This is a genomic window from Mesobacillus subterraneus, assembly GCF_000934845.1.
GTDB classification, from domain to species: domain Bacteria; phylum Bacillota; class Bacilli; order Bacillales; family Cytobacillaceae; genus Mesobacillus; species Mesobacillus stamsii.
The window spans coordinates 1-13,247 of record NZ_JXIQ01000103.1 but is presented as its reverse complement, the minus strand read 5'-3'; the positions used below and the strand labels follow the sequence as shown (position 1 = coordinate 13,247).

Here is a 13,247-nt window from a genome sequence, read left to right as displayed (position 1 = left end):
TGCTAATTTGAATACAGTTATTGCATTCATTGTCATTTTTGGTGCCCTCGTATTCTTTCATGAACTTGGTCATCTGATATTCGCAAAACGGGCAGGCATCCTTTGCCGGGAGTTTGCGATTGGTTTTGGGCCAAAAGTGTTCTCCCATAAGAAAAATGAAACGGTTTATACGATTCGTCTCCTGCCTATCGGCGGTTTTGTGAGAATGGCTGGCGAAGACCCGGAAATAATAGAAATCAAGCCTGGGCACAGAGTGGGTTTGCTTTTAGAAAAGAATGAAGTGCAAAAAATTATCCTTACGAACAAGGAAAAGTATCCTGATGCAAGAATTATTGAAGTGGAAAAAGCAGATATTGAGCATGAGTTGGTGATAAAAGGATATGAAGAAGGCGAGGATGACAGCCTGCTGAAATCCTATCCGGTCAGCAAAACTGCGGTGATTGTTGAAAATAATACTGAAACACAAATTGCTCCATATGACAGGCAGTTCGCTTCCAAAACACTCGGACAAAGAACCATGGCAATCTTTGCTGGACCGATGATGAATTTTATCCTTGCTATGGTGGTTTTCATCATCCTTGCTTTGTTCCAGGGGATTCCTTCAAATGAGCCCGTTCTTGGGAAGCTGACTGCTGACGGCAGTGCCCTTAAAGCGGGGCTGCAAGAAGGGGATGTAGTCAATAGCATTGAAGGTTCAGAAGTTTCTAGCTGGCAAGATGTTGTTGAGATCATTCGTAAAAATCCCGGGACTGAACTTGATTTCTCAATAAACCGTCAAGGACAAAACTTGGATATGCCGGTGACACCTGAAGTGAAAGACGTCGAAGGGCAAAAAATTGGCTTGATTGGTGTTTACAGTCCTGTTGAAAAATCACCAATCAAATCAATCTCATATGGCGTAAAAGAAACGTATTTCTGGACAACCGAAATTTTCTCGATGCTAGGAAAACTCCTGACAGGCCAATTTTCGATTGACGCGTTGTCTGGTCCGGTAGGAATTTATGTGTCCACAGATACTGTTGCTAAGTCTGGGATATTTTATTTAATGAAATGGGCGGGAATCTTAAGCATCAATCTTGGGATTATGAACCTGCTTCCATTTCCAGCTTTAGACGGCGGAAGGCTGACATTCTTTGCAATTGAAGCGCTCAGAGGAAAACCAATCGATAAGCAAAAAGAAGGAATGGTCCACTTCATTGGTTTTGCGTTATTGATGCTTCTGATGCTCGTCGTCACTTGGAACGATATTCAACGGTTTTTTCTGTAATGTAACATTGTGTAGCAAAGAAACTTCCTGCCCGAAAATTTTCGGTCAGGAATGTTTTTTCAAAAAACGATGAAAAATTCATAACGAGGTGTAAATTAAGATGAAGCAAAGTATGTCGTTTATTCCTACTTTAAGAGAAGTGCCAGCTGACGCAGATGTAAAAAGCCATCAACTTTTGCTAAGAGCCGGATTCATCCGTCAAAATGCTAGCGGTGTTTATACATACTTGCCTTTAGGGAGAAAGGTTCTGCAAAAAGTAGAGGCAATCATCAGGGATGAAATGAACCATGCGGGAGCGGCTGAGCTGTTCATGCCCGCGCTCCAGCAAGCGGAATTATGGCAAGAATCAGGTCGCTGGTATTCTTATGGACCGGAATTAATGAGATTGAAGGACCGGAACGACCGGGAGTTTGCCCTCGGTGCCACTCATGAAGAAGTCATCACCAGCCTTGTACGCGATGAAGTAAAGTCTTATAAGCGTCTGCCGCTAACGCTTTACCAGATCCAAACGAAATATCGTGATGAAAAACGACCAAGATTCGGTCTCCTTCGCGGCCGCGAATTTATTATGAAGGATGCCTATTCTTTCCATGCATCGCAGGAGAGTCTCGATGAGGTATATGAGCGCATTTTTCAGGCGTATTCCAATGTGTTCCGACGTTGTGGATTGAATTTCCGAGCGGTCATCGCTGATTCGGGTGCAATGGGAGGAAAAGATACTCACGAGTTCATGGTCCTTTCGGATATTGGCGAAGATACGATCGCTTATTCGGATACGTCCGATTTTGCTGCTAATATTGAAATGGCACCAGTGACTGCTGTTTACGAAAAGAGCAGCGATCCGGCTAAGGAGCTGGAGAAAGTCCGCACAGAAGGCAAGAAGACAATCGAAGAAGTTTCGAGCTTCTTGAATGTCGAAGAGAAAGATTGTATCAAGTCTCTGCTGTTCAAAATAGATGATCGCTTTGTGCTTGTTTTGGTACGTGGGGACCACGAAGTGAACGATATTAAGTTGAAAAATTATTATGGTGCTGCTACCGTCGAATTAGCCGATACGATTACAACAAAAGAAATACTTGGATGCTCTGTTGGCTCCCTTGGTCCAATCGGAGTGGATGGTGTCGAGGTACTTGCAGATTTAGCGGTGGAGGCAATCGTAAATGGAGTATGCGGAGCTAATGAAGAAGATTACCATTATACAAATGTCAATCCTGATCGTGACTTAAAGGTTTCAACCTACACGGATCTTCGCTTTATTAAAGAAGGAGATCCATCCCCAGATGGACAAGGAACCATCGTGTTTGCAAAGGGAATCGAAGTAGGCCATGTATTCAAGCTCGGCACAAGGTATAGTGAATCGATGAATGCTGAAATTCTCGATGAAAATGGAAGGTCAAAGCCTATGATCATGGGTTGTTATGGGATAGGGGTTTCCCGTACAATGGCTGCAGTTGCTGAACAATTTAATGACGAAAACGGACTAGTGTGGCCAACGAATATTTCGCCATTCGATGTCCATCTAATTGCTGTGAACATGAAAGACAATGCTCAGGCAGAACTGGCTGAAGCGCTGTATTCCAGTCTGCAGCAAGCTGGGATGGAAATCCTGTTGGATGACCGACAGGAACGCCCAGGAGTGAAATTCGCAGATGCTGACCTCATTGGTTTGCCGATAAGAGTCACGATCGGCAAAAAAGCCAGCGAAGGAATCGTCGAAGTCAAAATCCGCAAAAACGGTGAAATGCAAGAAATACACAAAGATGACCTCGCGGATACATTAAAAAATATGCTCAAAGAACTATAAACAGAAAGCGGATCCTTTCATTAGGTTCCGCTTTTTGGTGTTTATTAGGAGTTTCCTGCAAGCGTGATAGTCAATGTGCCCAGAATCCTTTTCCTATTGGAACACCAAAATGAAATATCAAACACAGGTAACGGCACAAACATTTTATGGTATAATAACCATTGCTATTAATCACTTAATAAAAAAACTAGAATCACTTTTAACGGGCTTTTCGTCCCGATAGATATTTCAAACTAGATGGGAGAGAAAAAATATGAGTGATCTTTCGTCAGGGAAAAAAGCAAGGTTTCAGCTCCTGCTGCAACAGTTGCAGCTTACAGAAGATGCCATTGTCACCCAGTTTCAAAATGCGCAAATTGACAAGGTCATAATAGAAAAGCAGGCAAGAAAATGGCATTTCTTTTTCCAGTTTGAAAGAATTATTCCTTGTTCGCTGTTTAGTAGCTTCGCAGGAAAATTAGAGCAGACTTTTTCCCACATTGCAAAAGTAGCATACTCGGTAAAAGTATTGGACCAGGCCATTAGCGAGCAGCACATCCTTGATTACTGGAAGCTGTGCATCAAGGAAATCGATGGAATTGCACCGCCATTGTTAAAGCTGCTGAATGAACAGGTACCGAAAATACAGGGGACAAAGATCCTTCTTACAGCCAGGAATGATGCAGAAGGACTAGCCCTTAAAAGGAAATATGGAGGGATGATTGCTGAGATCTACCAAGGTTTTGGATTTCCGCCATTGACGGTGGACACTGTTGTCAGCAGTGATCACACTTCGGATGAATACGAACGATTCTTGAAGGCAAATGAGAAGGAAGATCAGGAACGCGGATTGATGGCGATGATGGAAATGCAGAAAAAGGAAGCGGAAAAAGCCCAGGGTGATGGGTCAGCTCTCGATGGGCCAGTAACCATCGGACTAACAATCAAAGATGATGCCGATTTCCGCAAGCTGGAGGACATTGTTGATGAAGAACGCCGCGTTGCTGTTGAAGGATATGTATTTTTTGCTGAGACAAAGGAACTTCGCAGCGGCAGAACGCTTCTAACATTTAAGATTACCGATTATACCAGTTCCATCATCGTAAAAATGTTCTCACGAGACAAGGAGGATGCTGCCCTATATCAGCGCATTTCAAAAGGGATGTGGTTAAAGGTAAGAGGAAGCATCCAAAATGACACCTTCGTTCGTGATCTTATCATGATTGGGAATGATGTGAACGAAATCAAACCAAAAGGAAGAATCGATTCTGCCCCAGCAGGCGAAAAAAGAGTCGAGCTGCACCTTCATAGTCCGATGAGCCAAATGGACGCGGTCACTCCTGTTAGTGCCCTTGTCGCTCAGGCAGCCAAGTGGGGCCACAAAGCGGTGGCAATTACCGATCACGCAGTTGTCCAATCTTTCCCAGAAGCATTCAGTGCCGGAAAGAAAAATGACATTAAAATCCTTTATGGTGTGGAAATCAACCTTGTGAATGACGGGGTGCCTATTGCCTATAATGAGGCGCATAGATTGCTTGCAGACGCTACGTATGTTGTGTTTGACGTTGAAACAACCGGGTTGTCCGCTGTATACGATACGATCATTGAACTAGCAGCCGTAAAAGTGCGCGGCGGCGAAATCATTGACCGGTTCGAATCGTTTGCGAATCCGCACCATCGATTGTCGGCAACAACAATTAACCTGACTGGTATTACGGATGATATGGTCCAAAATGCCCCGGAGATAAGCGAGGTTTTGAAAAAATTCCATGAGTGGGCAGCTGAGAGTATTTTAGTTGCCCATAATGCCTCATTCGATATGGGCTTTTTGAACACCGGCTATAAAAAAATCGGAATAGGAAAAGCTCCAAATCCGGTAATCGATACACTGGAATTGGGCCGTTTCCTGTACCCGGATATGAAGAACCATAGGTTAAATACCCTTGCAAAAAAATTCGATATTGAATTGACACAGCATCACCGTGCAATTTATGATGCCGAAGCGACAGGGTATCTATTGTTGAGAATGTTGAAAGATGCAGCGGAACTGGGACTGGAATACCATAATCAGCTTAACGACAACATGGGGAAGGGGAAAGCTTTCCAAAGAGCGCGTCCATTTCATGCTACCTTGCTTGCGAAAAATGAAATTGGTATGAAAAACATTTTCAAGCTTGTTTCCATTTCACATATTGATTATTTTTACAGAGTGCCAAGAATTCCGCGATCGTTGCTGAACAAGCATCGTGAAGGCATCCTGATAGGTTCGGGTTGCGACAAAGGAGAAATTTTTGAAGGCATGATGCAAAAAGGCCGGGAAGAAGTCGAAGAAGCAGCGCAGTTCTATGATTATCTAGAGGTCCACCCGAAAGCGGTTTATGCCCATTTGCTGGAGCTGGAATTAGTCAGAGATCAGAAAGCACTAGAGGATATCATTGCCAATATCGTCAAGCTTGGTGAAAAGCTGGATTTGCCAGTAGTTGCTACAGGGAATGTACATTACTTGAATGAAAACGATAAAATATATCGAAAAATTTTAGTAAATTCCCAAGGCGGCGCTAATCCGCTAAACCGTCACCAGCTTCCTGACGTTCATTTCAGGACCACGAATGAAATGCTGGAGGCCTTTGCGTTTTTAGGAGAGAAAAAGGCAAAAGAAATCGTTGTCGAAAATACGAATAAGATTGCTGATAGGATCGAGGTCATCAAACCGATAAAAGACGAGCTTTACACGCCGAAAATTGAAGGCGCGGATGAAGAAATGCGCAGCATGAGCTATGAAATGGCTCGCAGAATCTACGGGAACGAACTTCCAGAAATCGTCGAAGCACGCCTCGAAAAAGAGCTGAAGAGTATTATAGATAATGGTTTTGCTGTTATCTATTTGATTTCCCATAAACTAGTGAAAAAGTCATTGGATGATGGGTATCTCGTTGGTTCACGAGGTTCTGTTGGATCTTCTTTTGTAGCGACAATGACGGAAATCACCGAGGTAAATCCGCTTCCGCCGCATTATGTATGCCCTAAGTGTAAGAAGTCCGAGTTTTTCAATGATGGCTCAGTTGGCTCTGGGTTTGATCTTCCAGACAAGGATTGCCCAGATTGCGGGATCAAATATAAAAAAGATGGCCATGATATTCCGTTTGAAACCTTCCTAGGGTTTAAGGGCGACAAAGTTCCGGATATCGACTTGAACTTCTCGGGTGAATACCAGCCACGTGCCCATAACTACACAAAAAAGTTGTTTGGAGAAGATTATGTGTATCGTGCCGGAACAATCGGTACGGTTGCTGATAAAACGGCTTATGGTTATGTGAAAGGCTATCAGAGTGACAATAACCTGCATTTAAGAGGGGCAGAAATCGACCGACTCGCGTCTGGGTGCACGGGAGTAAAACGAACAACCGGGCAGCACCCGGGCGGAATCATTGTTGTTCCAGATTATATGGATATTTATGACTTTACGCCGATTCAGTTTCCTGCAGATAGCAACACGTCCGAATGGAAAACAACTCACTTTGATTTCCATTCGATTCACGATAATTTATTGAAACTGGATATTCTTGGTCACGATGACCCGACAGTGATTAGGATGCTCCAGGATTTAAGCGGGATCGATCCTAAAACCATACCAACCGATGATCCGGAAGTCATGAAGATTTTCAGCGGAACGGAATCGCTTGGTGTGACGGAGCAGCAAATAATGTCAAAGACCGGCTCACTTGGTATTCCGGAGTTCGGCACTAAATTCGTTCGGCAAATGCTTGAAGACACGAAGCCGACGACTTTCTCCGAGCTCGTGCAGATTTCCGGCCTTTCCCATGGTACGGATGTATGGCTTGGAAATGCCCAAGAATTGATCCATAACCATACTTGTAACCTTAGTGAAGTGATCGGTTGTCGTGATGATATAATGGTCTACCTAATTTATCAGGGTCTAGAACCGGCATTCGCTTTTAAGATTATGGAATCTGTCCGTAAAGGGAAAGGCCTGACGGATGAAATGGAAGAAGAAATGCGCAAAAATAAAGTGCCGGAATGGTATATCGATTCTTGTAAAAAGATCAAGTATATGTTTCCTAAAGCTCACGCGGCTGCCTATGTTTTGATGGCAGTCAGGATTGCGTATTTCAAGGTTCACCATCCGCTTATGTATTATGCGGCCTATTTTACAGTTAGGGCAGATGATTTTGAGGTGGACGCTATGGTTCGAGGTTCTGAAAGTATTCGATCGGTCCTTGACGAAATCAATACGAAAGGGCTTGATGCTTCAACAAAAGAAAAGAACTTGATGACTGTTATGGAACTGGCGCTAGAAATGTGCGAACGCGGGTATGAGTTTGCGAAAGTAGATTTATACAAGTCAAGTGCAACGGAATTCATTATTGAAGGAAATAAATTGATTCCGCCATTCAATGCAATCCCAGGTTTAGGTACGAACGCGGCATTTAATATCGTCAATGCGCGTGAACAAGGAGAGTTCCTGTCAAAAGAAGACCTCCAGCAGCGCGGAAAGATTTCAAAGACCATCCTGGAGTATCTCGATAACCACGGCTGCCTGGAAGGAATGCCAGATCAAAACCAATTGTCCTTATTCTAATATCGTACGAAAACGTTCCGTTCGCCTTCGGTTGCAATAAATAGCAGGTTATGTTATATTTTTATTGGAAATACTAAGGATAACTCTGGCAGAGGAGAGTGGGGCAACCCGCTCTTTCTTGTTTGTTAAGCACTTTTTTGTGGAAATTTAACCAAAAATGTAACGGAATGTTATGTCTAAGGAGGGATTTTATGAGCAAGGTTACAGAAACAGTGGAAGAGCTAGTAACTCCCATCTTAATGGAAAACAACTTAGAATTAGTAGACATCGAATACGTCAAAGAAGGGAAGAACTGGTTCCTGCGCGTATACATTGATAAGGACAACGGTATTGATATCGAGGAATGCGGCATCGTCAGTGAACGCCTTAGCGAGAAGCTTGATGCCATTGATCCAATCCCGCATAACTACTTTTTGGAGGTTTCCTCACCTGGTGCTGAACGCCCTTTGAAAAAGGAAAAGGATTATCAAAATGCCATCGGAAAAAATGTCTTTATCAAGACGTATGAACCGATAGATGGAGAAAAGGCGTTTGAGGGGATATTGACCGATTATAATGGTGAAACCGTTACTGTGGAAGTGAAGATCAAAACCCGTACGAAAATAATTCAACTACCTTTTGATAAGATTGCCAGCGCAAGGCTTGCAGTCACTTTTTCATAATCTGTCCAGTAAAATCTTTAGTCATTAGTGTAAAGGCAATTTTGGATTATTCTCGGGTTACATAGTCCCAAAGAAACCTTAAAAAGAGGGTAGTAAAAAAAGGGGGATTCATATCTCATGAGCAGCGAATTGTTGGATGCTCTTACAATTCTTGAAAAAGAAAAAGGAATTTCCAGGGATGTTTTAATTGATGCCATGGAAGCTGCATTAATTTCTGCGTACCGTCGTAACTTCAATCAGGCCCAAAATGTTCGGATCGACTTGAATTTAGGAAGTGGTTCCATGCGTGTTTTTGCCAGAAAGGAAGTAGTCGATGAAGTCTTTGACCCGCGCCTGGAAATTTCACTGGAAGATGCACGGAAAATCAATCCTAATTATGTAGTAGAAGATGTAGTGGAACTCGAAGTCACACCAAAGGACTTCGGACGGATTGCGGCTCAGACTGCCAAACAGGTTGTCACTCAGCGTGTTCGTGAAGCTGAAAGAGGAATCATCTATTCAGAATTCATCGATCGGGAAGAAGATATTATGACGGGCATCGTCCAGCGCCAGGATCCAAAGTTCATCTATGTGAGTCTTGGCAAAATCGAGGCGATCCTGCCAGCGAATGAGCAGATGCCAAATGAACATTATAAGCCTCATGACCGCATCAAGGTTTTTATCACCAAGGTTGAAAAAACCACAAAAGGTCCACAAATTTTCGTTTCCAGAACCCACCCGGGGCTGTTAAAGAGACTTTTCGAAATTGAAGTACCTGAAATTTATGACGGTACGGTTGAAATCAAGTCAGTTGCACGAGAAGCAGGAGACCGTTCAAAAATCTCTGTCCATTCTGATAACAAAGAGGTGGACCCAGTAGGTTCATGTGTTGGTCCGCGCGGAAATCGCGTTCAGGCTGTCGTAAATGAGCTTAAGGGTGAAAAAATAGACATCGTTAAATGGTCTGAGGACCCAGTTGTATTTGTGGCAAATGCATTGAGCCCTTCAAAAGTTCTTGATGTCCTAGTCAATGAAGCAGAAAAAGCAACAACGGTAATCGTTCCAGATTACCAGCTATCACTTGCAATTGGCAAACGCGGACAAAACGCGCGTCTTGCCGCTAAGCTTACTGGCTGGAAAATAGACATCAAGGCAGAAACCGAGGCAAGAGAGATCGGGATTTTTCCACGAGACAATGAGCCGTTGTTATCTGCTGATGATGACTATGAAGAAGACTTCGATTAAGGTGAGGTGAATGATCGTGAACAGCCGCAAAAAGGTTCCTATGCGAAAGTGTGTCGCAACCGGTGAAATGAGGCCGAAAAAAGAACTAGTTCGCATCGTTCGCTCAAAAGAAGGAGAAGTATCAATCGACCTGACTGGGAAGAAGTCAGGACGAGGAGCTTATCTTTCAAAAGATAAACAAGCGGTGGTTTTAGCAAAGAAACGAAATATATTGTCCAAGCAACTTGAAACACAGGTGGATGATGCAATATACGATGAGCTGATTGACCTTATCGAAAAGGAGAGCAGATGATCCTGATGAACGCAAATCAATGGATGTCACTGCTTGGTTTAGCCAATCGAGCGCGGAAAATCATTTCAGGAGAAGAGCTTTCCGTCAAGGAAATCAGAAGCGGGAAAGCGAAACTCATTTTGCTTTCAGCGGATGCATCCGCAAATACTACAAAGAAGATTACCGACAAGTGCAAATCCTATAACGTTCCCTGCAAGATGGTTCCAGACAGGTTTCAGCTTGGCAAGGCGATTGGAAAGGATGCCCGTGTTGTAGTAGCCCTGTTGGACGAGGGCTTTGCAAAAAAACTGTTTACGTTGCTCGATTAATTCTAACGGGGGTGAAAATATGAGTAAAACACGCGTTTATGAATATGCGAAGAAGCATGATTTATCGAGTAAAGACGTGATTATAAAATTAAAAGAAATGAATATTGAGGTTTCCAACCATATGACTACTATTGAAGAAGATACGATCAAGAAGCTGGATGCAATCTACCAAAAGAAAGATCCAAATCAATCAGCTCAGAAGCCAGAACAAAGCCGGCCGAAGGCTTCTCAGGGCAGCAACCAAGGTCAGAACCGTAATCAGAGCCAAAGACCAAGTCAGGGACAAAAGTCAAGCCAAGGTCCAAATCGCAATCAAGGACAAAATCAACAACGCAACCAAAATGGTCAGGAGAAACCACAACTTAAGACAACCGCAAGCGCATTTTCTGATGATGAGCGCCGTGCGACAACTCCTGAAAAGGTAAAAACTTCGGCGGCAGCTAAAAAGCCTGGTAATTCTCAGCCGTTCAACAAGAACAAACAAAACAACAGAAACAAAAATCAGCAGAATCAAAATAAAGGAAGACAAAACCAACAGCAGGTACAACAACAGCCGAAAAAAGTAAAAGAGCTACCAGTAAAGATTACTTTTACTGAATCCCTTACAGTTGCTGAACTAGCCAAGAAATTGAACCGTGAGCCTTCCGAAATCATCAAGAAGCTCTTCATGCTTGGTGTCATGGCAACGATTAATCAGGAACTAGAAAAAGATGCAATCGAGTTGATCGCCACTGATTATGGCGTCGAAGTAGAAGAGGAAATCAAGATCGATTCAACAGACCTTGAAGTGTACTTTTCGGAGGATGAGGCAGATTCCTTGGTTGAACGACCGTCCGTTGTTACCATTATGGGCCATGTAGACCACGGGAAAACAACACTGCTTGATTCTATCCGAAATACGAAAGTGACAGCAGGAGAAGCCGGTGGAATTACTCAGCATATCGGTGCCTACCAGGTTGAAGAAAATGGCAAGAAAATTACCTTCCTGGATACCCCTGGCCATGCTGCGTTCACTACGATGCGTGCACGCGGTGCGAAAATTACGGATATTACCATTCTGGTTGTCGCCGCAGATGACGGAGTAAAGCCGCAGACTGTCGAGGCAATAAACCACGCGAAAGCGGCCGAAGTGCCAATCATCGTTGCAGTAAACAAGATGGATAAACCAACTGCAAATCCAGATCGCGTCATGCAAGAATTAACAGAGTATGGACTTGTACCGGAAGCATGGGGCGGAGAGACAATCTTTGTACCAATCTCGGCATTGACAGGGGAAGGAATTGACAGCTTACTGGAAATGATTCTTCTTGTCGGGGAAGTGGAAGAATACAAAGCTAACCCAAACAGAAATGCAATGGGTACTGTAATCGAAGCACAGCTTGACAAGGGGCGTGGCTCCGTGGCAACCCTGCTTGTCCAGAATGGCACATTGAAAATTGGAGATCCGATCGTTGTTGGGAACACGTTTGGACGTGTGCGTGCCATGGTGAATGACTTAGGCCGTCGCGTAAAGGAAGCAGGACCTTCCACTCCTGTTGAAATTACAGGATTGAATGATGTACCGCAGGCCGGTGATCGCTTCGTCGTGTTTGAAGACGAAAAAACGGCACGCCACATTGGTGAAAACCGTTCACAGCAGGCATTGCAGGCACAGCGAAGCGAAAAAACACGCGTGAGCCTCGATACATTGTTTGAACATATGAAACAAGGGGAAATGAAAGACCTAAATCTAATTATTAAAGCTGACGTCCAAGGGTCAGTCGAAGCACTTGCTGCGGCATTGCAGAAACTCGAGGTTGAAGGTGTAAATGTAAGGATCATTCACACAGGTGTCGGTGCGATCAATGAGTCTGATATCACCCTTGCAGCAGCTTCAAACGGTATCGTTATTGGTTTCAACGTACGTCCGGATAATAATGCAAAACGTGCTGCTGATTCTGAAAAGGTTGATATTCGACTCCACCGGATTATTTATAAGGTGATCGAAGAAATCGAATCAGCGATGAAAGGAATGCTTGATCCGGTTTATGCAGAAAAAATCATTGGCCAGGCTGAAGTCCGCCAGATTTTCAAGGTATCAAAAATCGGAACGATTGCAGGTTCTTATGTCACTGATGGAAAAATCACTCGTGACAGCGGTGTTCGCTTGATCCGTGAAGGAGTTGTCATTTTTGAAGGGCAGCTTGATGCGTTAAAACGATTCAAGGATGATGCGAAGGAAGTAGCTACTGGTTATGAATGTGGGATTACCATTAAAAACTTCAATGACGTCAAGGAAGGCGATGTTATTGAAGCATATATCATGGAAGAAGTGGAACGTTAATGATAGTAGGCTTAGCAGCCTGTGAGTGCATCATATATGATGCTCATTCTCTAAAAGAAAAGAGAGCTGTACTGCAGCGGATTATCACAAGGCTGAAGCGAAAATTTAATGTCTCTGTTTCCGAAGTTGAGCATCACGATGTCTGGCAGCGGACAACAATTGCGGTTGTAGCTGTTTCAGCATCTAAGGTATCGACCGAAAGGGAGCTTCACAATGCCTTGAAAATGATTGATTCTTTTCCAGAGATCGAACGTACCATCACCGAAATAGAATGGCTTTGATTAATGAGGTGATTAAAAATGGGTCATAGAGTAAATCGTGTTGGCGAACAAATGAAAAAAGAGTTAGGCGATATCATCAGCCGAAAAATCAAAGATCCGCGAGTAGGTTTTGTAACTGTGACAGATGTCCAGGTTACAGGAGACCTGCAGCAGGCGAAGGTTTATATCTCTGTTTTAGGAGACGAACAACAGCGGGAAGATTCGCTTAAAGGGTTAGCGAAGGCAAAAGGTTTCATCAGGACAGAAATTGGCCAGCGAATCCGCCTTAGAAAGACACCGGAGCTGATCTTTGAATTTGATGAAACAATGGCGTACGGAAATCGCATCAACTCACTAATCCATGAGCTGCACAGAGAAGAGCAGCTTGGAGAAGAAGAGCAAGAGAAAAAAGACACGGATTAAAGACAGTATAGTCAAGAAACTTGATCCGATTAAAATGGATAGACAACCCGTCTATCCATTTTTTTCGAATTTATATACTACGTAAGACCTGCGGTAGTATGTCAA

At 43.5% G+C, this 13,247-nt stretch carries 10 protein-coding genes; all 10 read left to right on the top strand.

From position 1 onward, the window contains the following. Positions 1–7: 7 nt before the first annotated feature. Entirely contained in the window at positions 8–1,267 is a 1,260-nt protein-coding gene (rseP, locus tag UB32_RS13250; protein ID WP_044394435.1) for an RIP metalloprotease RseP, read from the top strand. Between the two features lie 100 nt (positions 1,268–1,367). Then, entirely contained in the window at positions 1,368–3,071 is a 1,704-nt protein-coding gene (locus tag UB32_RS13245) for a proline--tRNA ligase (protein WP_044394434.1), read from the top strand. 253 nt (positions 3,072–3,324) lie between these two features. Further along, positions 3,325–7,650: a PolC-type DNA polymerase III gene (locus tag UB32_RS13240; RefSeq protein WP_044394433.1), complete on the top strand. Its 4,326-nt coding sequence runs from the start codon at positions 3,325–3,327 to the stop codon at positions 7,648–7,650. Positions 7,651–7,841: 191 nt separating this feature from the next. Further along, positions 7,842–8,312 carry a ribosome maturation factor RimP gene (rimP, locus tag UB32_RS13235; protein ID WP_044394432.1) on the top strand — a complete coding sequence of 157 codons (471 nt, stop codon included), beginning with the start codon at positions 7,842–7,844 and terminating at the stop codon, positions 8,310–8,312. A gap of 117 nt (positions 8,313–8,429) precedes the next feature. Next, on the top strand, positions 8,430–9,536 hold the full coding sequence (gene nusA, locus UB32_RS13230; protein WP_044394431.1) for a transcription termination factor NusA: 1,107 nt from the start codon (positions 8,430–8,432) through the stop codon (positions 9,534–9,536). Positions 9,537–9,552: 16 nt separating this feature from the next. Further along, positions 9,553–9,828: an RNase P modulator RnpM gene (rnpM, locus tag UB32_RS13225; RefSeq protein ID WP_044394475.1), complete on the top strand. Its 276-nt coding sequence runs from the start codon at positions 9,553–9,555 to the stop codon at positions 9,826–9,828. A 5-nt stretch (positions 9,829–9,833) separates the two neighbouring features. Further along, positions 9,834–10,136, top strand: coding sequence for a YlxQ family RNA-binding protein (locus UB32_RS13220; protein ID WP_044394474.1), 303 nt, complete (start codon positions 9,834–9,836; stop codon positions 10,134–10,136). A 19-nt stretch (positions 10,137–10,155) separates the two neighbouring features. Next, on the top strand, positions 10,156–12,459 hold the full coding sequence (infB, locus tag UB32_RS13215; RefSeq protein WP_044394430.1) for a translation initiation factor IF-2: 2,304 nt from the start codon (positions 10,156–10,158) through the stop codon (positions 12,457–12,459). After that, positions 12,459–12,740 (top strand): DUF503 domain-containing protein, encoded by a 282-nt coding sequence (locus UB32_RS13210; RefSeq protein ID WP_084221840.1) that lies wholly within the window; start codon positions 12,459–12,461, stop codon positions 12,738–12,740. The genes infB and UB32_RS13210 overlap by 1 nt, the downstream gene beginning before the upstream one ends. A gap of 18 nt (positions 12,741–12,758) precedes the next feature. Next, positions 12,759–13,142 (top strand): 30S ribosome-binding factor RbfA, encoded by a 384-nt coding sequence (rbfA, locus tag UB32_RS13205; protein ID WP_044394429.1) that lies wholly within the window; start codon positions 12,759–12,761, stop codon positions 13,140–13,142. Positions 13,143–13,247 lie beyond the last annotated feature (105 nt).